The organism is Arthrobacter sp. NPDC057388 (genome assembly GCF_042668165.1).
GTDB lineage: Bacteria > Actinomycetota > Actinomycetes > Actinomycetales > Micrococcaceae > Arthrobacter.
The window spans coordinates 26,083-45,692 of record NZ_JBHVBL010000029.1; the positions used below are offsets into that span (position 1 = coordinate 26,083).

Consider the following 19,610-nt stretch of genomic DNA (forward strand, 5'->3'; position numbering starts at 1 on the left):
TAAAGCGAAGAAGCCCGGTGCGCGTGAGCGCGACCGGGCTTCTTTCTGCGCTGGCCGGGGCCAGCAGGGACCTTAGCGGCCGGTGCCGCCGTAAACGGTGGCGACGGCTTCGCTGTCCAGGTCGAATGCCTTGTGGATGGCGCGCACAGCGTCATCGAGCAGGTCGGCATGGGTCACCACGGAAATGCGGATCTCCGAGGTGGAGATCATGTTGATGTTGATGCCCGCGGCCGACAGGGCCTTGAAGAACGTGGCCGAAACGCCCGGGTGGGAGCGCATGCCCGCACCGATCAGCGACAGCTTGCCGATCTGCTCGTTGTACTCGATGCTCTCGAAACCGATCTCCGTCTGTGCGGCGCGGAGCGCGGCGAGGGCGTCCGCGCCCTCGACGATGGGCAGGGTGAAGGAGATGTCGGTCCTGCCGGTGCCGTGCGTGGAGACGTTCTGGACGATCATGTCGATGTTCGAGTGCGCATCCGCGATGACCTGGAAGATCGCAGCTGCCTTGCCCGGAATGTCCGGCACACCCACGACGGTGACCTTTGCTTCCGAACGGTCGTGTGCAACGCCGGAGATGATTGGCTGCTCCAAGGCAACTCCCTCTTGAGTCGTGATCTTGTCATCGGCGCCGGGCAGGACCCAGGTGCCTTCGTTCTGGCTGAATGAGGAACGGACATGCAGCGGCACGCCGAACCGCCGGGCGTATTCCACGCACCGGAGGTGGAGGATCTTGGCGCCGGAGGCGGCCAGTTCCAGCATTTCCTCGCTGGAGATGCGGTCGATCTTCTGGGCCGACGGAACGACGCGGGGGTCCGCGGTGTAGACGCCGTCAACATCCGTGTAGATCTCGCAAACGTCGGCCTCGAGGGCCGCGGCGAGGGCCACAGCCGTGGTGTCCGAACCGCCGCGGCCGAGCGTGGTGACCTCGTTGGTGGCGCGCGTCATGCCCTGGAAGCCGGCGACGATGGCAACGTGCCCCTTGTCCAGCGCGGTACGGATGCGGTGCGGGTCGACGTCGATGATCCGGGCCTTGCCGTGGATGCCGTCCGTGATCATGCCGGCCTGGGAGCCGGTGAAGGACTGCGCCGAGGCGCCGAACTTGTTGATGGCCATGGCCAGCAGGGCCATGGAGATGCGTTCACCGGCGGAAAGGAGCATGTCCATCTCGCGGGCGGGGGCGGAGTCGGTGACCTGGGCGGCAAGGTCGAGAAGCTCGTCGGTGGTGTCACCCATCGCGGAAACGACGACGACGACTTCGTTGCCGGCCTTCTGGGCGTCGACCACGCGCTTGGCCACGCGCTTGATGCCGTCAGCGTCAGCCACCGAGGAGCCGCCGAACTTCTGCACAATCAGCTGCTTGGTGACAGCAGCGTCTGCCGGCAGCTCCTGCGGCCGCGGTTCGGTTTTCACATCGGTACTGGGCATACTCATGCGTGCACCCTCACTGGATCAAATTGGGTTCTGGAGGCCAGACGGCCTTACGGCACGCGGCATACCCAGTTTATCGCTGTGGTCCGCCCGCTGTGGAATTGTGACCGTTCCAGTCAGCTGAGCGCGTTCCGGCGGCCCTCGAAGGCCCTGCCCAGGGTGACTTCGTCCGCGTATTCGAGGTCGCCGCCCACGGGCAGGCCGGAAGCGAGCCGGGTCACTGCGACGCCGATGGACTGAAGCATGCGCGCCAGGTACGTGGCCGTGGCCTCGCCCTCCAGATTCGGGTCCGTGGCGATGATGATCTCCTGGACGGCGCCGTCGCTGAGCCGGTTGAGGAGTTCCCGGATCCGCAGCTGCTCCGGGCCCACCCCCGCAATCGGATTGATGGCGCCGCCGAGCACGTGATACCGGCCGCGGAATGAGCGTGTGCGCTCCACCGCCAGCACGTCCTTGGACTCCTCCACGACGCAGATGACTGAGGGGTCACGCCGGGGGTCACGGCAGATATTGCACAGTTCCTGCTCGGTGACGTTGCCGCAGGACGCGCAGAATTTGACCCGTTCCTTGACTGTGGTGATGGCCTCCACCAGCCGCTTCATGTCCTGGGGGTCCGCCTCCAGAATGTGGAACGCCAGGCGCTGCGCGGACTTTGGGCCCACGCCGGGAAGGCGTCCGAGCTCGTCGATCAGCTCCTGAACTGCACCCTCGTACACTTTTTCCTCGATTGCTTGGTTGAAATCTCGTTGCTTGGCTGCCGCCGGTCAGTACCGGGGCATCAGGGGGCTGCCGTCCAACGACCGTTCCTCAATGAGCTTTCCGCCCAGAATACGCTCGACGGCGGCACGGCCAAACACTCCGGACTCCTCGATCGTTTCGTCATCCGCGCTGGGAATGTCCTGCACGTACGGCGCCGGTTCCTCGGTACTCCGGGCGGGCGCCTTGGCCCGGCCCGCTTCAGCCTCCGGACTGTTGGAAAGCCTCTGATAAAGGCTCAGCTTGCCCTTGGCCGGAGCCTCGGCCGGCTGCGCCGGGGCAGCGGTGCGTGCGGCGGCAACAGCTGATCCGGTTTGAATCGCTGGTCCAGTCTGGATCGTGGGTCCGGCCTGAACGGGGCCTGCCTGGATGGCGGGCCCGGATCCGGCCGCGAACACGGGGACCCGGACCTGGCTGGCCTCTGTTGCAGCAGCCACGACTGGCGCGCGGACACCCTGGGTAGAAGCGGGTGCTCCATAATCATGGCTGGCAGCTGCCGGGGCGGACGCCATGGCGTAGGCACCAGCGAACTCAGGGACACCTGGCTGGCCGGTGGCAGGCGCGCTCTCGGCCGGCGCAGCCTGCGCCGGAGCCCATTCACCCGGGACGCTTCCACCGTGGCCGCTTTCGCTCCGGACCCTTTCACCGTGGCCGCTTTCGCTCCGGACACTTTCACCCGGGCCACTTTCACCCCAGGCAGCGGGCGGTTGGTTTCCCACGGCCCTGTTTCCGCTGCCATGCGGCGGCTGGGCCGCTGCCGGTGCGTAAACCGGGGCGGGGGAGCCGGTTGGTTCCTCATCGCGTTGCTCATCGGCCGGGACCGCGTATTTGCCCACATTGCTTTCGGACCCGAGAAGCCACACGCCCGGTGTTTGTTCCACTGCACGGGACCACGGATCAGCCGAGGCGTCGTGGCCAGGCTGGCGTACCGACGGTGCCGAATCAGCAGGATTGGCACTTATTTGCTGCGCCGACGGTGCGGCCTGCACCGCCTGACTTCTTTCCGGTGCCGGCGCGGGCGCGGATGCAGGTGTGGGTGACGAAGCAGGGCTGGCCTGCCACTGGCGGGACGGCTCCCAGTCCATGGGAGGCTCTTCTTCCAGCGGAGGGGCGTCCTCGTCCAGTGGCGGGCCCCAGTCATCGTCCGGATAGGAATAGTCGCCGGCTTGCGGCTGCGGTCCGGGCGCAGCATCCTGCCGGGCCGCCGGACCGGGAGCCGGCTGCGGTGGAACAGGCTGTGGTGGAACAGGCTGCGGCGCTACGGGCTGTGCGGGCGCGGCTGCGCCGGCAGTACGGTCCGTGGCAACGGAGGCACGGTCTGAAGGGGACGACGTGATGTTGGGTCCGGACGACTGCGGCGCGGAAACCTTCGGGGTTTCCGGAGTTTCCGGTGAAGGAGGAGTGGCGCGCCCGCCCGCAGGGTTACCGGCCGCGGGGTCACCGGCCGCAGACGGGAAAGCCGTGATGGCCGGTCCGGACCATTGCGGCGCGGCGCCACCCGTAGCCGGTGACGGGGCGGCAGCTTGCCCGGCCGTGTGGACGGTGGGGGCGTCTGCCGTTTCCGGCGCCGGACCCGTTGCCGAGGGGCGGGGTGTGGCGGCCTCCGGCTGTACGGGTCCACCAGCGGCGGGAGTGATGCCCCAATCCGCGTCAGTGGTGGTAGCCGGAACGTCCCGGCTAGTAGGCGCTTTTGGGTTTGGTTCAGAGCTCGCTGAGCTTCCGGCGCCTGCCGTGGCGGTGATCTGGCAGTCGATGCCGATTGTCTTGTGGATGGCCTGGCGCAGATTCTCGGAGTGGTCCGCCCGGCCGAAGGCGCCGGCCAGGCCCGGGGTGGTGAAGACGAGCGTCAGGACCTGGCCGTCGAACTGGCCGACCTGGGCGTTCGGCTCCACGAGCGCCCAGGTGCTCCGCTTGATCTTTGCCAGGGTTTGCAGGACCTCGGGCCACGCGCGGCGGAGTACTTCCACGTCGGCGTGGCCTCCGGCCGGTGATGCACCCGAAGGGGATTGGGCCGGGGCGGGTGCCGCCGGGGCAGTCTGTGCCGGCGCCGGCTCCGGGCGTTGGATTTGCTCAGGCCGCCGGGCCGGGTCTGGCCGGTGAACCTGTTCGGCGTGCCGGGTCTGGTCCGGCCGTTGAGCCTGTTCTGGCCGCGCGTCGGACTCCGGTGCCGCCGGTGCCGCCGGTGCCGCCGGGGCGGCAGGGCGCTGGGAAGCGGGTTCCCGGCTTTCAGCGGCGGCGTGCGAGTCGGCGGCAGGCCGGCGGTCCCGTGCGGCAGCGTCGTCCATGGGCCAGTCACCGGTGGTGATGCGCGGCGCGGCCAGTGATTCCCTGCCCGGTCCGCCCTGCGCTGCGGGCGTTGCCTGGATGTTGGGCGCGCCGGATGCCTGCTGCCGGTTTTCGCCAACCGCGGCAGCGGCCGGACCAACCGCGGTAGCGGCCGGACCTGCCGCGGGAACAGCCGGAGCAGCAGCGGCGGGCGTTGCGGCCGGAGCCGGCACAGCCGTCGGAACTGCCGCGGGAACGGCGGGAACGGCGGGAGCGGCGGGAGCGGCCGGAGAAGCCTGCACCGGCACGGCCTGTGGCACCGGAGCCGCGGCGGGAGCGCCGGCGTCGGACCCGGCGTAGTTCAGGCGCCGCTCCACACGGTCAATCCTGGCAGCGATGCCGCGCTCGCTCTGCTCGGAACTGGGGAGCAGGATGCGGGCGCAGAGCAGTTCCAGGTGCAGCCGGGGGGACGTGGCGCCCGTCATCTCCGTCAGTGCGGTGTTGGTGACGTCCGCCGCCCGCGAAAGCTCGGCAGCGCCAAGATTGTGTGCCTGGTTCTGCATCCGGGCGATCTGGTCGGCCGGCATGCCGCGCAGGATGGCCTGGGCGCTTTCCGGCATGGCCTGGACGATGATGAGGTCGCGGAAACGCTCCAGGAGGTCCTCCACGAAGCGGCGGGGATCGTGCCCGGTCTGGATGACGCGGTCCACCGCACGGAAGACGGTGGCGGCGTCGGAAGCGGCGATGGCTTCCACGACGTCGTCCAGCAGTGACGCGTGCGTGTAGCCCAGAAGTGCCACGGCGAGCTCATAATCAAGGCCGTTGGGCCCCGCCCCGGCCATGAGCTGGTCCAGCACGGACAGCGAATCGCGGACCGAGCCCGCACCTGCGCGGATCACCAGCGACAGCACTCCGGGGGCAACCGGAACGTTTTCCTGGTGGCACAGCTGTTCAAGGTACGCCATCAGCGGCTCCGGCGGCACGAGCCGGAACGGGTAGTGGTGCGTACGTGAGCGGATGGTCCCGATGACCTTGTCCGGCTCGGTGGTGGCAAAGATGAACTTGATGTGTTCCGGCGGCTCTTCGACGATTTTCAGCAGGGCGTTAAAGCCTGCCGAGGTGACCATGTGGGCCTCGTCAATAATGAAGATCTTGTAGCGGTCCCGGACGGGGGCATACGTGGCGCGTTCGCGAAGGTCGCGGGCGTCGTCCACGCCGCCGTGGCTTGCGGCGTCGATCTCGATGACGTCGAGGGAGCCGGCACCGCCGCGGGCAAGTTCGACGCAGCTGGGGCAGACGCCGCACGGGGTGTCAGTGGGGCCCTTCGCGCAGTTTAGGCAGCGGGCAAGGATGCGCGCCGAAGTGGTCTTGCCACAGCCGCGGGGGCCGGAGAAAAGGTAGGCGTGGTTGACGCGGTTCTTGCGCAGGGCCGTCATCAGCGGCTCCGTGACATGTTCCTGCCCGATAACGTCCGCGAACGAGTCCGGGCGGTATCTGCGGTAAAGGGCAGTTGTAACAGTCACAGGGAAAACCTACCTATAGGGACTGACATTAAATAAGAGACCCCTCATGCACCCGCCAGAGCCCATCTACCCTTGCTACCTTCCGGTCCTGGGGGAGTTCAACAGGATGACGCCACATGAGGGGCCGTCAGATACTTTACCCGAATTTTGGGCGTGACCCGAATCGACCCAGCGGGCACCGCTGAGGCCGCCGCCCGCGCCTTAGCGGTGCCCGTTCACGGGCCAGCTCATGAACGCCGGCTCCTCGTAAGGGTGGGCCTGCCGCAACGCCTGCACCACGGCGTCGAGCACCCTCTCCTCCACGATGCACTCGATCCGGACCTCGGAAACTTCCTCCGCCTCGCCAGGGGCGCCGATGAAGGGCCGGGCCCCGGGCATGGGGGTGAAACGTCCCGTTCCCGACGATGTGAACGAGCAGTGCGAATAGTCGCCCAGCCGGCCCGCACCGGCGTCGCCAATCGCCGAACGCACAGCCTCCGCGTGGGAGACTGGAACGTAAACCACGAGTGCATGCAACTGGACCATGGGACCATCCTGCCATCAGGTCCAGGACGTGCCGGCCCCTTGAATGGCGGTGCTGCAACAGCCCCAAAAGGGTGCCTGCCCCGGAGGCCGATCCTGCCGATTGGGAGATGCCGGAAAGTTCAGGTATCGTAGTACCTGCTTTTGGTTCAAGAGCACTGGAGAATTCGCCTAGCGGCCTATGGCGCACGCCTGGAACGCGTGTTGGGTTAACGCCCTCGGGGGTTCAAATCCCCCATTCTCCGCCATCGGAAAACCCGGTTCTGACCTCGTCAGGACCGGGTTTTCCGTTTCCATCCCCGGACCGGTCTGATCCGGCTGCCCAGGCGGCTACGCCAGTCCCAGCCGCCGGAGCCGCTGGCGGGCGGCCAGCTCGCTGGGGCTGGCCCTGCCCAGGGCAAAACGGACGACGGCGAGTGTCACCCGGGCGGGCAGCCTCACCGGCAGCGGCAGGGGACCCAGGCGGGCCGTGCGGAGTCCGAGCAGGCGGCGGAATTCAGGCTGCAGACTCAGCACGGCGGCCTCGAACAGCACCCGGTAGCCCGGCTTGAGGAGCGGATGCAGGGGCGGGTCCCGGATGAATGCGACTGTTTCGGCGACCCGTTCGTCCCGGCGCAGGATGCCGCCGGCAAGCCATTCCTGCAGTTCCCGGTCGAGGGCGGCCTTGGTCTCCGGCGGACACTCCACGCCCATGAGCCTGCCTGCCTGCGCCCATTCACGCACATACGCATCCGGACCGCCGGGGATGGGACCGTCCCACAGCTCATGCGTCCGGAGAAACGAGTCGGTGAACGTTATGTGCACCCAGCGCAGCAGCTCCGGATCGTTCGCCGAGTACGCCCTGGCGGTGCCACTGGCATCGACGTACTGGCCGGAAACTGACCCGTGCAGCCGGACAACCCTTGCTGTTGCCGCGCGGGCACCAGCTGTGGACCCGTAGGTGAGGGCGTGGATCCATGCCGTGGTCCGGGCCAGCCTGCCCAGGGTGTCCTCGCGGAAATTCGAATGGTCGTGGACTCCGGCGAGGACTCCGGGGTGGAGCGTCTGCATCAGCAGGGCGCGGATGCCGCCGATGATGGTCGGCATGCCGGCATGGACGGTCCAGACGGCTGAGCCCGGGAGGAAATACCCGGGGTCGTCGCCCTGGGCAAGCTTTTGTGCCCAGCCTGGCAATGCGTCCGGGCTGCCCGTCAGGGTGCGCTTCAGTTCCGCCTGCCAACCTGTGAGGAAAGTGCGCATATTTCATTTTCGCGCGCCGGCGCCGGCCCGTTAAGCCTATGAAACAGGACCCCTTGGCCCCCCAGTTTTAGGGGTACCGCGGTACTCCGGGCTGTGGCCACAATGGAGGACACGCTCGTCGAGATAGGAGTTTGGCGGGTACTGATCCAGGAGAATTCTGTGGCACATCATGGGGGACACAAGCAAACACCGAGGGTGATCGGCCCTGGCCGGATCGCCTTGCGGAGTCTTTCCGCGGCGGTGGTTGTCGGCTTCTCTGTCTTTGCCTTCGGGTTCCAGGGGCCGGCCGCCTCGATCCAGCAGCCCGTGGGCGCTGCCGTCCCAGTCGAACCTCCCTCGGGTGTCGTCGGGCCGGAGCTCCTCGATCCCGACACCACCCCGCCCGGGTACCCGATCAGCGGCTCCGGCATCGCTGCCCCGGCCAAGGCCCCTGCCGGACGCACCGTCTCCAATCCGGCCGTCAAGGCAGCCAAGAAGGGCACCGCCAAGTCGCCGGGTGTGGCCTCCACCGCGTTGAAGCGGCCCAAGGCTGGATTCCTGATGGCACCCCTGGAAGTCCTGACTCCCACTTCACCGTTCGGTCTGCGGCACAGCCCGATCACCGGCGAAGCGGGGGAATTCCACTGGGGACAGGATTTCGCCGCCGCCTGCGGGACCCGTGTTTACGCGGCCGACGCCGGCGTGGTCCGGGCCGCCGGATGGCACCCTTGGGGCGGCGGCAACAGGGTGGAGATCGACCACGGCAACGGGCTGATCACCACTTACAACCACCTGCAGGGCATCGCCGTCGAAAAGGGCGACGCTGTGCGGGTGGGCGAGATCATCGCGGAGGTGGGAACCACGGGATCCTCGACCGGCTGCCACCTGCACTTCGAGGTGATCAAGGACGGCCAGCACCAGGACCCGGCGAAGTGGACCCTGCTGCCCATCAGGCAGACCGATGCGCTGACGCCGGCGGTGTTTACCAGCTTCGACAACGGTTCGGCCGCAACGTCAGGGTGGGCCATCCCGAACATCCCCGGCAACAGCGGACCGGGCAATACCGATGACAGTCTGACGCCGGCCACTGCAGCCGCAGTCGCCAACCCGCGCAGCGGCAAGTCGAATTCTGCAGGGGGCACGCTGGTCTCCAGCTCGTCCGGCTCCGGGGCCACCTCGTCCGGTTCCAGCTCCTCCGGATCGACGGCCTCGCGGCCGCCGGCAACGTCGACCGTGACGGTAAGCCCCAGGCCTCCGGCACCCAAGCCCCCGGCAACGGCCAAGCCGAAGCCGCCTGCCACATCGACCACGACGCCGACTCCGACCCCGACACCTACTCCCACGCCTACTCCGACACCGACGCCGCCCACACCGACGCCGACGACCCCGCCCCCGGTTACGGCGGAGCCGGCTCCGGTGGTCCCAGCTCCGGCTGAGCCGGCCCCGGTTGAGCCGACCCCGACGGAACCGGCGGTCCCGGCCGATCCCGTGCCACCCGCACCCACGGAGCCGGTTGCCCCGTCCGCGCCGAGCACGAGTGCCGAACCTGCCCCGATAGTTGTCCCGCCGGCAGAACCCGCTCCGGCACCGGTGCCGGATCCGGTTCCTGTGCCGACGGCGGCAGAAACGATAGTTCCGGCACCGCCGGCTGCGCCGGCACCGGCGCCGGTTCCCACTTCGGAACCGGCAACCGCGACTGCGCCAGCTGTTGCTCCCGGCAGTGCGCCAGCAGAGGATGCTGCCGCGGCGAAGGCCGCAGCAGAAGCTCTTCCGGCGGAGCCCACGGCGGCGCCCTAGCCGGTGGGGGCAGCCGCAGAGCTGCCCGGCTGCCGGGTGAAGGTAATTTTGGTCAGGAGGTCGGGGAATGCAACGGAGCCTGATGCCGTTGTTACTGATGACAGCCATGCACCCGGCGAGAGAGCTCGAAGTGACTTCCCTCCAAATGATTCCGCCGATTCCCGGTGGAAGCCGCCCGGATTCCGGCTGCCTCATCGGCGATACGGTGCCCGGGGCGGACGCGTCCGCCGACCCGGCCTGTACGGGCTATTCCCGATCCGGCGGGCTGCTGGCCCGCCCGGTGCTGCCACGCGCCGTCGTGCTTTATCCGCGGAATACTGGGCAAGCCAGGCCGGGCACCTTCCGGAAGAGCCTCCCGCCCGGAACAGGCGCCTGATTCCGGATCCGTCAACGGTCCCTGTAGCAATCAACGCGCGGCAAGCCAAGGAAGCGGCCATCGGGGGAAGGCCGAGCAAGAAACGAAAGCGAGGAAGGTAGCCTGGAAGCAGCGGCGGTGTCGTAATTTTTCAACATGCCAACTCCCGTTTGCCCCTGGTTCGCTTTTTATCTGGTTGGATGGAGCGTACTGAGAGGGAAAGCAGGAGGCGCCCCGCTTCCTCACTACCGCGAAGGCAGCAATGGAGCTCATCGAGGCCGAGCACCCCCGGCCACGCCATTTTCTACTCCACCTGAGTGACCCCCACCTGTTGGGAGGTCCGGACCCCCTATACGGCGCAGTTGACAGCGAAGCCCGCCTGATCCAGCTCTTCGACGAGGTTCAGGCCTCCGGAGCGCGCCCGGAAGCCGTGATATTCACCGGTGACCTGGCTGACAAGGGTGACCCCGAGGCCTACGCCAAGCTCCGCGCGATCGTGGAGCCGGCCTGCCGTGACTTGGGAGCCCAGGTCATCTGGGCAATGGGCAACCACGACAACCGCGCCAACTTCCGGGCGGGCCTGTTCGACCAGCATGGCAACGACGACCCCGTGGACCACAGCTATTACGTCAATGGGCTGCGGGTCATCACCATGGACACGTCCGTGCCCGGCTACCACCACGGCGAACTCAGCGACAACCAGCTCGACTGGCTCGCAGGGCAGCTGGAGACCCCGGCTCCGGACGGCACCATCCTGGCACTGCACCATCCGCCGGTACCGTCGGTCCTGGACCTGTCCGTGCTGGTGGAACTCCGTGACCAGGCATCCCTGGCCGCAGTGGTCCGGAATTCGGATGTGCGCACCATCCTCGCCGGCCACCTGCATTACTCGACGACGGCGAGCTTCGCCGGCATCCCCGTGTCCGTCGCCTCAGCCACGTGCTACACCCAGGACCTGAACGTTCCGGTGGGCGGCACACGGGGCCGCGACGGCGGGCAGGCCTTCAACCTGGTGCACGTCTACGAGCACACGGTCGTGCATTCGGTGGTGCCGCTGGGTGCCACGCCTACCGTGGGTGAGTATGTCAGCCCCGAGGAGACCGAACGCCGCCTGGCGGCGGCCGGAATCAGGATCCCCGAGGGCCGCAAACGCCCGATGCTCACGCGGAAGTAGCGCACTACGCAAAAGAACCCCGCCGCTGATACCGGCGGGGTTCTTGCACTGCACGGATGCGTGGCTTACTTCTCCCAGGGTGCCTTGATGGGGTAGTACTGCTCCAGGAACTGGGTGACCACTTCGGCGCGTTCCTCGGCCGGAACCTCCGGAAAACTGCCGTCATTGAGGCAGAAGAAGTCCATGTGCCGCTTCTTCAGCAGCTTGGGCAGAAGCTTCAGGCCGGACCGGAGCGTGGTATCCACGTACCGCACCTTGGCCGCCGTCTGCGTCACGGCCCGGCCGGTCAGCAGTGCGTAGTAGTGGTAGAAGGAATTGGTGACGGAGATGTTGTCCGCAGCCCGGAACGTACTGGCGGCAGTGCTTGCGAACTCCGCAGGGAACTCCTGCTCCATCTGGGCAACGAGGCTCCGGCGCAGCGGGGCGGCCGTGTGCTCCAGGTGGCGGGTGGTGATCCGGCCAAAGCGGTTCCAGAGCAGCTTCCGGTTGACCCGGGCCGCGTTCTCAAAGCCGCTGCGTTCGGCGTCGTTCTCGCCCAGGCCGATCCGGGTCTCCGCCTCGATGAACTTGGTGATCCCGCCCGGCGTGAAGAACATGTCCGGGCCCACGGGCCGCCCGAAGAACATGTCATCGTTGGAGTAGAGGAAATGCTCGGAGAGCCCCTCGATGTGGTGCAGCTGGCACTCCACGGCCTGTGAGTTGTGCGTGGGCAGCACCGACGGGTCGGCGAAGAACTCCTCGCTGCGGACGATGGTCACCGACGGGTGGTCGTTCAGCCATTCCGGGGCGGGGGAGTCCGTGGCGATGAAGATGCGGCGAATCCACGGCGCGAACATGTACACCGAGCGAAGCGCGTACTTGAGCTCATTGATCTGCCGGTAGCGCGCCTCGTGGTCGTCGCCCTCGCCCAGGACGGCCCCCGCCTGCCGGGCCCTGCGGGCTGCGATGTATTCCGGCGAGGTGCCGTCCACCCAGGAGAAGACGATGTCGATGTCGAAGCTGATGTCGCTGGCGTGGTCGGCGAACATGTTCTCGATGGTGGGCCAGGTGTGCCCGTAGCGCTCAACGGTTCCGCGGACGGCCTCGTGGGCCATCATGGTGCGGCGGGTGAGGGAGTTCTCGATGGGCAGGATGACCTCGTTGCCCAGGAAGCTCCACAGCTCCACCTGGACGCCGGCGGAGGCACCGAATTCGAAGCCTCCCTGGGGTTCGACCCGCGGGCGGTACAGCCGGAAGATGCGTGCCTGCCGGTTGACGGACAGTTCGCCGTCGGCAATCAGGACCGACATTTTCTTCTTCGCATCCACGGTCATGGAGTAGAACGGCTCGTTCCGGCAGGCGTCCACGAGGGCGGACCGCAGTTTCTTGCGGTCCTTCCAGTCGAGGGCGATCACCGGGCGGTCGTTGTTTCCCCGGACCAGCAGGTAGTCCAGCCCGGCCCCGTCCAGCACGTTCCGCAGGAAGAGCAGGTCCTCCACCATGGCCTGGTAGGGCGTGCGGGTGTCGTTGATCAGCGCGTACCGGCCCGATCGGCGAATGACGTCGGGGCGGTGTTTGAGGCGCGCCACAGCTGCCGGCGACGTGGCTTCCGCGAGTGCGGGCACGTCCTCGGATGCCTCGGCGCCGTAATAGATCTCGTCCTGAACCGTCACGTCGGTAATGGTGTTTCTCCCATGCTTTGGGGGTGAAGTCTTACTTGCATGATAGTCCTGCCGGGAAAACATGCCGGGCAGGCCGCGGCAGCGGGCCTAGCCGAGCAGCGCCTGCCGCCAGCTGGACAGGAACGCAGCTCCGGCGTCGTCGTGGATGACAGTCTCCGGCAGGCCCAGGTCCGCTGCGGTGAGAATATCGTAAGGCTTGGCCGGGACGCCGTCCGCCGGGCGGACGTCCACGTGCTTCACGGCGTGGTCGTTGTGGTGCAGCCAGTCAGCCATGGCGTAGTCCGTGCGGGAGTCCCCGACTGTCCGCCAGGCCTGCGGGGTGATGCCCTGTGCCGCCAGCATTTCCACCGCGCGGCTCGCGCCCAGGTCTTTGCCGAGCCGGACAGATTCAATGTCCGTGGAGATGATGGTGGGGTCCACGCGGTAGTCGATCTCGTCGTCGGAATTCGGGGCATGGTGGTCCAGCCGCACCACCCCCAGGCCGTGGCGCTCCATCAGCTCCATGGCCTCGGCATCAAAGAGCTTCTGCTCGGCGAGGTATTCACTGTTGGGCACCCCAATGTGCTGCTCCACGGACACCATGGCCCGCTTGGTCTCATCGAAAAACATGTGGGACGAGTAGTCTTCGGCAACCATGCGCCGGACGTCATCGCCGAATGCAGCGGGCATGGCGAGCTCGCGGTCCACGTGGACAGGGCCCGGACCGGCCGCCGTGTAGCTGAACCATACGGCGCCCTTTTCGCAGATGGCGTGGATCAGGGTTCCGCCGGGCATGCCGGCCGCGATCATGGGTTCCATGACCTGCTCGCGGATGAACGCGTCCGAGCGTCCGGTGTTGAAGATGACCGGAACCCCGGCGTCCGCGAGCGCAACCAGGTCTGCGATGATCTCCGGTTTCACATCCCTGGTCACCGGGCTGGCAACCGGTCCGTCAACGTCCAGGAGAAGGGCCAGGGCGGGTTCCGACGGCCTGTGGGTGCCGAAGCGCGGCGCAGCGTTTGCAGAGGGTGCAGTCATGGTTCCATTCTGTCAGCCGGCCCCGGCCATCCCGGTCCGGTCCGGCGGTGGCTGCCCCGATGTGACACATAGTTACTGTTTGGCTACAACCTCGCGCGGCGCGCTGATTCCACATTCCCTTGAACCGGCCAGTTGCATACGCTTGCAGGGTGATATTCAAAGCTGTGGGCGAGGGACGCCCTTACCCCGACCATGGTTTCAGTAGCCCCAAAGACTGGGCGGCGCTTCCGCCCCGTCCCGTTCGGCTGGATGAACTTGTGACCACCAAGCGGACCCTGGACCTTGAAGCGCTCCTTGCCGAGGACTCCACATTCTTTGGCGACCTGTTTCCCCACGTGGTGCAGTACCAGGGCACCCTCTACCTCGAGGACGGACTGCACCGGGCGGTGAGGACGGCACTCCACCAGCGCACCGCCATACATGCAAGGGTGCTCGTGATCGATGGCTAGAAAACCCAAGGACCTGACCGTCCTGCATGGTCACCGCGTGATTACCGGCCCGGAACTCCGGGCCACGCTCGTCGACGATGACGAGAATGCGGAAAACCCTGGCCGGCTGCGTCGCCGGATCCTCCACGGCGTGGTGCTGGTGCTGCTGCTGGGCCTGATTGTTGCAGGGATCATGGGGGCAATGGGCGTGATGAGCGGGCAGATCAAGTTCCCGTCCGCCATCCAGGCCCAGGAGAACTCCTCGGTCTGCCCGGCCACCACGTTCGACTACACGCCGCCCGCCAAGGTAAAGGTGAACGTCCTCAACGCCACCAGCCGCAATGGCCTGGCCAAGGCGGCGGCCAATGAGTTCAAGGCCCGGAAGTTTGTTGTTGGCAAGGTGGCCAACACGCAGACCGGTTACCGCGGCGTGGCGGCAATCGTCTCGGGTGCCGCGGGACAGTCGGCGGCCTTCACCGTCCAGCGGAATGTGCCGGGCTCCGACTACTTCCAGGACGGGCGCAAGGACGCCAGCGTGGACATCATCCTGACCGGCGACTACCGCGGGCTGGTCAAGCCGCAGCTTGTGGACCAGACGCCTGGCCAGCTCAGCTGCCCGCGGGAAAGCCGGCGCGTGGCCGACGACTCGCAGTGGCCGGTCATGCCCACACAGGGGGCCAAGCCCTGATCCCAAGGTTTGCGGCGGCTGGCCGGTCCTAGCCGGCCGCAGCGGCCGGCGGGTGCAGGAGCACCGGGCGGCCGCCGTCGTCGAACCTTGCCCCGGCACCCAGCTGGATGAACCGGACTGTCCGGGAAATCCTTTCCTCCAGGTCCTCGGAGGCGTCCCCGCCGCGTGCGGCGCTGGAGGAGAGGGTGCCGTGGATCAGCTGTGCCTGCTGGAGCGGATCGGCCGCCGGGAAATAACCCTGGTCCATGCCGTCGCGGAGAATGTCCTGCAGCATGTCGCTAAGACCGCCCACGTGGTCTGCCAGCTTGGCGAACGAGGCCGGAGAAAGGACCGCACCCATGGCAGGGCCGGGCGGGAGATGGCGGCGGCTGAGATCCTCCACCTGGGCCCGCACGTACAGCGCCAGCCGGTCGACAGGGTTGTCCAGCCGGGACAGTGACTCGCGCAGCCCGGTCATGAACCGTTCCGTCTCCACGAGGGCGTAGGCGATCAGGAGCTCTTCGATGTCGGCGTAGTAGTTGTAGACAGCCGTGCGGCCGATCCCTGCGTGCCGGGCGACATCGGTCATGGTGAGCCCGGGCAGCCCGTGCGAGAAGAGCAGTTCGCCGAAAGCGTTCAGGATGCGGCGCTGGGTCTCGGCGCGCTGCGCAGCGTTACTGGGGGCCGAAATCCGAGGCATAGGGACACTTTACCGCGATCTGTCACCAAACCCGTTCCGGGTTTTTGTCCAGATAATGGCCGCTAATGGCCCCGCAGGGGACGATATCTGGACAAAAACTCAGGAAGTTGTCGGGCACCGCCTCAGACGGGGCAGCCGTCCGGGCCGCAGGCCTCGGCGCCGTCTGCCCCTGCGCCGGCTGCGCCGCCCTCGGAGTTGGGGGAGCCGACCATCACCAGCGGATGCGCCTCCTGCCACGCCTGCTCCAGGGCAGCGCTGAAAGTGGCCGCGGGCTGGGCGCCGGACAGCCCATACTTGCGGTCGATCACGAAGAACGGAACGCCGCTGATGCCCAGTGCCCGGGCCTCGGCGAAGTCGCGGCGGACGTCCTCGGCGTACTTGTCGGTGCTGAACAGCTCGGCGACCTCGCCGGCGTCGAGGCCCAGGTCCGCGCCGAGCGACGCCAGGTAGTCGCGGCTGCCGATGTCCTTGCCGTGCTCGAAATGGTCGCTGAGCAGGCGCTCCTTCGCGGCATCCTGCTTGCCGTGGGCCGCTGCCAGATGGATCAGCCGGTGGGCCGTGAAGCTGTTGGCAACTACGACGGCGTCAAACCGGTAGTTGAGCCCCTCACCTTTGGCCTGGGCTGCTACGTGGTCGAACATCTGCGAGACCTGGTCCGGGGCCAGCCCCTTGCGCGTGCTGAGGTAATCGAGTTCGGTCCCGTCATAGTGATCGGGGAGAGCGGGGTCCAGCTGGTAGCTGCGCCACTGCACCTCCACCTGGTCCCGGTGCGGGAACTCGGCAAGGGCAGTCTCGAACCGGCGCTTGCCGATGTAGCACCACGGGCAGGCGACGTCTGACCAGATCTCAATCTTCATGCTTGCGACAACTCCTCTTTCTTACCCCGCATTCCTGCCCGGGACAGTTGCCTTGGTCACGCCGGCCGGATGCTGCCGCCCGCTGAACCGGTTTTCCTGACGAGGTGCCGATCCTGGCCCGGTCCCTTGTCCCTGCGCAGGCGCCCGCCATATTGTGTGGACTAGTTTCCGGCGGGCACGCCGCACCTTCGAGGGAGGCCCAGTGCGCATTGGACTCATATCGGCTCCGTGGATTCCCGTTCCGCCGCCCGGATACGGCGGTACAGAGCGGGTGGTGGACAGCCTTGCGCGCGGATTCGCGGCCGCCGGGCATGACGTCCTGCTGGCCGCCCCTTCCGACAGTTCCTGCCCGGTTCCCCTGGCCCCGGGGATGCGCCCCTCGGAACCGGCGGACATGGGTCTCGCACTGTCTGAACTCAGCCACATCATCCGGGCCTACGACGGCATGCGGGACGTGGACATCATCCACGACCACACCATGAGCGGGCCGCTGTATGCGCACCGGCCGGCAGGCATTCCGGTGGTGACCACAATCCACATCCGCCTGGCCCGGCAGGCCGCGGACCTTTACAGGGCCATCGGGCAGACCACCAGCATCATTGCCATCTCCCGCGACCAGGTCAGCCGATTGCCGGAGCTGCCGGTGGCGAAGGTGATCCACCACGGCATGGACGTTGCGTCCGTGCCTGTCGGCAAGGGCGACGGCGGCTACCTGTGTTTCCTGGGCCGGCTGTCCCCGGACAAGGGCATCCTTGAGGCAATCCATATCGCCCGTGCGGCAGGGATCCCGCTTCGTGTCAGTGCGCGGATCCAGGGATCCGAGGAGCAGGGCTATTTCGACGACGTCATCCGGCCGGCGCTGGGGCCGGACGTTGAGTTCATGGGACAGCTGTCCGACGCGGAAAAATACGAGCTGGTGGGCGGCGCCGTCGCGTTCCTGAATCCGATTCAGTGGCCCGAACCGTTTGGCCTCGTGATGATCGAGGCACTGGCCACGGGAACACCGGTGGTGGGAACGCCCGCCGGTGCTGCCCCGGAAATCGTGGAGCACGGCGTCACGGGTTACCTGGGCGGCGTCGACCAGCTGGCGGGGTTCGTCGCCGAAGCGGCCGGCCTCAGCCGGGAGGCCTGCCGCGCATCGGCGGAGCAGCGCTTCAGCTCGGCCCGCATGGTGGCAGACCACCTGGCCCTGTACGGGCAGATTCTCCGCGGACCTGACCGGTAGGAGCGTCTCCGGGGAAGCGGGTGGGTCGGTCCCTGGACGGAGTTTTTGTACAGGTAATGGCCGCAAAAGGCCCTTTAACTCGCGATATCAGTACAAAAACTCCTGTGAGTGTTCTAGAGAGTGGCTGCGGTGGGGTTCCAGTCCTCGGGGAGGGCTGCGGAGGCGGGGGCAGAGCTTGCGACGTCGACGAAAGTTCCCGACTCGATGGACTCGGCGATCGAAACCATCGTGTCAAGGACGTGGTAGGCAAGGTTGCCGGTGGCGCGGTGCGGAACACCGGCGCGGAGGGAGCGGGCCATGTCCAGCACGCCCATGCCGCGGCCGTTGGCCGGGCCGGCGGCGGGGATGACGGTCCAGTCCTCGTCGCCGGCGCGCCAGAGCCTGATGTCGCCGTCGAAATAGTTGGGGTCCGGGAGCGAGATGGTGGCCTCGGTACCGGTGATCTCCACGAACCCCATCCGCTGGCGGGGAGACTCGAACGAGAAGACGCTGTGCGAGGACTGGCCGCCCTCGAACTGGGCCATGGCGGAGACGTGGGTGGGGACGTCCACGGTGAATTCCTCGCCCGCCTTGGGGCCGGATCCGATGACGCGGACTTCCTTGGCCTTGGAACCGATGGCGGCCACTTTGCGGACCGAGCCGAACGTTTGGATGAGCGTGGTGAGGTAGTACGGGCCCATGTCGAACAGGGGACCGGCACCGTATTGGAACAGGAACGCCGGGTTCGGGTGCCAGGATTCCGGACCGGGCGTCTGGAACGTGGTCATGGCGGTGAGCGGCGTGCCGATGTCACCGCGTTCGATGAGCCGGCGGGCCGTCTGCAGCCCGGCGCCGAGGAAGGTGTCAGGCGCGGTGCCGAGGCGGATGCCCGCGGCGTCGGCCGTCTTGAGCAGCCCGAGGCCCGATTCGCGGTCCAGGGAGAACGGCTTCTCGGTCCAGACATGCTTGCCGGCGTTGACGGCGGCCGTGGCCACCTCCACGTGCGCCGCCGGCACGGTCAGGTTGACGATGATTTCGACGTCGGGATGGTTCAGGGCGGCGTCCACGCCGCCCCACTCGGGGATGCCGTACTCCTTGGCACGCGCCGCGGCGGCGTCTTCGAAGAGATCGGCGATGACGTGGACTTTGAGGTCAGGGAAGGCGGTCAGGTTGTCCAGGTACTGCTTGCTGATGTTGCCGGCGCCGATGACGCCGACGCCGACCGGACCCCGGCGGGAAGACGGCGTGGATGCGGGGGCGCTCATGCCTGGGCCCGTTCAGTGGCCTTGGCGGAACCGGAGGTCAGGAAGTTCAGTGACTGGGTGATGCCCTCGAAGATATCCCCGGAGTAGTCATCGAACTCCACCACGCCGACCTCCAGCGACTTGGCGGCCCTAATGACGTCCCAAACCGGGATCTTGCCCTGGCCGGCCGGCTGCTGCGCCTTGGTGTCGGTGGTCAGGGGGCCGTCCTTGATGTGGATGAATTTCACCCGGTCACCGAGTTTGGTGAGGATGTCCACCGGGTCCTGGCCGCCGACGGCAACCCAGAAGGTGTCCACTTCAAGGACCAGTTCGGGGTCCAGCAGTCCTTCGAAGTACTCCAGCGCGGTCCGGCCCTCGATGAGGGACTCAAGCTCCCAGGCGTGGTTGTGGTAACCCACGCGGATGCCGTATTCGGCACCCTTCCGGGCGGCGGCGTTGAGTTTGGCGGCGGTGGTCTGGATGCTCTGCGCGTCCTGCCAGTGCTCAGCCGTGATGTACGGCTCGATGACGGTGCTGATGCCCAGTTCCTTCGCCGCAGCGAAGATTTCGTCCTGGTCCTGGCTGAGCAGCGGGGCGTGGCCGGAGGGGGCTGCCAGCCCGTTATCCTTCAGCGCCGCGCTGAGCTCCTTTGCGGTTGCCACAAAGTTGTAGGGCTCCACCTGGGTGAAGCCGATCTCCGCTACCCTCCGGATGGTGCCCGGCAGGTCCCCCTGGATCGCGTTGCGAAGGGTGTACAGCTGGAGCGAGTAGGACATGTTTTTCCCCTGACATGG

Annotated in this window: 16 protein-coding genes, 1 tRNA gene and 1 other RNA gene; 6 read left to right on the forward strand and 12 right to left on the reverse strand. The window is 67.2% G+C overall.

What is annotated here, in order from left to right; translation table 11 throughout:
- Positions 1-72: 72 nt before the first annotated feature.
- The 5 genes from ACFUTU_RS14270 to ACFUTU_RS14290 all read right to left on the reverse strand — a co-directional run bounded on the left by ACFUTU_RS14270 (position 73) and on the right by ACFUTU_RS14290 (position 6,497).
- Positions 73-1,431, reverse strand: a complete 1,359-nt coding sequence (locus ACFUTU_RS14270) for an aspartate kinase (protein ID WP_377965333.1) — start codon at positions 1,429-1,431, stop codon at positions 73-75.
- A 113-nt stretch (positions 1,432-1,544) separates the two neighbouring features.
- Positions 1,545-2,144: a recombination mediator RecR gene (recR, locus tag ACFUTU_RS14275; RefSeq protein ID WP_076798965.1), complete on the reverse strand. Its 600-nt coding sequence runs from the start codon at positions 2,142-2,144 to the stop codon at positions 1,545-1,547.
- Positions 2,145-2,192: 48 nt separating this feature from the next.
- The gene (locus ACFUTU_RS14280) at positions 2,193-5,972 is read right to left on the reverse strand and encodes a DNA polymerase III subunit gamma and tau (protein WP_377965335.1); all 3,780 of its coding nucleotides are present in this window, start codon (positions 5,970-5,972) and stop codon (positions 2,193-2,195) included.
- Positions 5,973-6,004: 32 nt separating this feature from the next.
- Positions 6,005-6,101: signal recognition particle sRNA small type (gene ffs, locus ACFUTU_RS14285), an RNA gene on the reverse strand.
- A gap of 72 nt (positions 6,102-6,173) precedes the next feature.
- On the reverse strand, positions 6,174-6,497 hold the full coding sequence (locus tag ACFUTU_RS14290) for a hypothetical protein (protein ID WP_377965337.1): 324 nt from the start codon (positions 6,495-6,497) through the stop codon (positions 6,174-6,176).
- Between the two features lie 157 nt (positions 6,498-6,654).
- On the opposite strand from ACFUTU_RS14290, the gene ACFUTU_RS14295 reads away from it, so the two are divergent.
- Positions 6,655-6,742: transfer RNA gene (locus tag ACFUTU_RS14295), tRNA-Ser, on the forward strand.
- Positions 6,743-6,824: 82 nt separating this feature from the next.
- Here ACFUTU_RS14295 and ACFUTU_RS14300 read toward each other — a convergent pair.
- Entirely contained in the window at positions 6,825-7,733 is a 909-nt protein-coding gene (locus tag ACFUTU_RS14300; RefSeq protein WP_377965339.1) for an oxygenase MpaB family protein, read from the reverse strand.
- Positions 7,734-7,892: 159 nt separating this feature from the next.
- Here ACFUTU_RS14300 and ACFUTU_RS14305 point away from each other — a divergent pair, with 159 nt between their 5' ends.
- On the forward strand, positions 7,893-9,509 hold the full coding sequence (locus tag ACFUTU_RS14305) for a M23 family metallopeptidase (RefSeq protein WP_377965341.1): 1,617 nt from the start codon (positions 7,893-7,895) through the stop codon (positions 9,507-9,509).
- Between the two features lie 617 nt (positions 9,510-10,126).
- Positions 10,127-11,038, forward strand: coding sequence for a phosphodiesterase (locus ACFUTU_RS14310; RefSeq protein WP_377965343.1), 912 nt, complete (start codon positions 10,127-10,129; stop codon positions 11,036-11,038).
- 65 nt (positions 11,039-11,103) lie between these two features.
- On the opposite strand, the gene ACFUTU_RS14315 is transcribed toward ACFUTU_RS14310, so the two are convergent.
- Both ACFUTU_RS14315 and ACFUTU_RS14320 read right to left on the reverse strand, forming a co-directional pair.
- Positions 11,104-12,762 (reverse strand): stealth conserved region 3 domain-containing protein, encoded by a 1,659-nt coding sequence (locus tag ACFUTU_RS14315; RefSeq protein ID WP_377965345.1) that lies wholly within the window; start codon positions 12,760-12,762, stop codon positions 11,104-11,106.
- 24 nt (positions 12,763-12,786) lie between these two features.
- Complete coding sequence (locus tag ACFUTU_RS14320; RefSeq protein ID WP_377965347.1) at positions 12,787-13,716, reverse strand: hypothetical protein; 930 nt, start codon at positions 13,714-13,716, stop codon at positions 12,787-12,789.
- Between the two features lie 149 nt (positions 13,717-13,865).
- On the opposite strand from ACFUTU_RS14320, the gene ACFUTU_RS14325 reads away from it, so the two are divergent.
- A complete protein-coding gene (locus ACFUTU_RS14325; RefSeq protein ID WP_377965349.1) occupies positions 13,866-14,165 on the forward strand; it encodes a type II toxin-antitoxin system VapB family antitoxin in 300 nt (99 codons plus the stop codon).
- Entirely contained in the window at positions 14,158-14,832 is a 675-nt protein-coding gene (locus ACFUTU_RS14330; protein WP_377965350.1) for a LytR C-terminal domain-containing protein, read from the forward strand. Before ACFUTU_RS14325 ends, ACFUTU_RS14330 begins: the two co-directional genes overlap by 8 nt.
- A gap of 28 nt (positions 14,833-14,860) precedes the next feature.
- Here the strand turns inward: ACFUTU_RS14330 and ACFUTU_RS14335 are convergent, their stop codons facing one another.
- Together ACFUTU_RS14335 and ACFUTU_RS14340 are read right to left on the reverse strand one after the other, a co-directional pair.
- Complete coding sequence (locus ACFUTU_RS14335; protein ID WP_377965352.1) at positions 14,861-15,511, reverse strand: TetR/AcrR family transcriptional regulator; 651 nt, start codon at positions 15,509-15,511, stop codon at positions 14,861-14,863.
- Positions 15,512-15,633: 122 nt separating this feature from the next.
- The gene (locus ACFUTU_RS14340) at positions 15,634-16,368 is read right to left on the reverse strand and encodes a DsbA family oxidoreductase (RefSeq protein WP_377965354.1); all 735 of its coding nucleotides are present in this window, start codon (positions 16,366-16,368) and stop codon (positions 15,634-15,636) included.
- Between the two features lie 202 nt (positions 16,369-16,570).
- On the opposite strand from ACFUTU_RS14340, the gene ACFUTU_RS14345 reads away from it, so the two are divergent.
- Positions 16,571-17,593, forward strand: coding sequence for a glycosyltransferase family 4 protein (locus ACFUTU_RS14345; RefSeq protein ID WP_377965356.1), 1,023 nt, complete (start codon positions 16,571-16,573; stop codon positions 17,591-17,593).
- 113 nt (positions 17,594-17,706) lie between these two features.
- On the opposite strand, the gene ACFUTU_RS14350 is transcribed toward ACFUTU_RS14345, so the two are convergent.
- Complete coding sequence (locus ACFUTU_RS14350) at positions 17,707-18,837, reverse strand: Gfo/Idh/MocA family protein (protein ID WP_377965358.1); 1,131 nt, start codon at positions 18,835-18,837, stop codon at positions 17,707-17,709.
- Positions 18,834-19,592, reverse strand: coding sequence for a sugar phosphate isomerase/epimerase family protein (locus ACFUTU_RS14355; protein WP_377965360.1), 759 nt, complete (start codon positions 19,590-19,592; stop codon positions 18,834-18,836). The genes ACFUTU_RS14350 and ACFUTU_RS14355 overlap by 4 nt, the downstream gene beginning before the upstream one ends.
- Between the last annotated feature and the right edge of the window lie 18 nt (positions 19,593-19,610).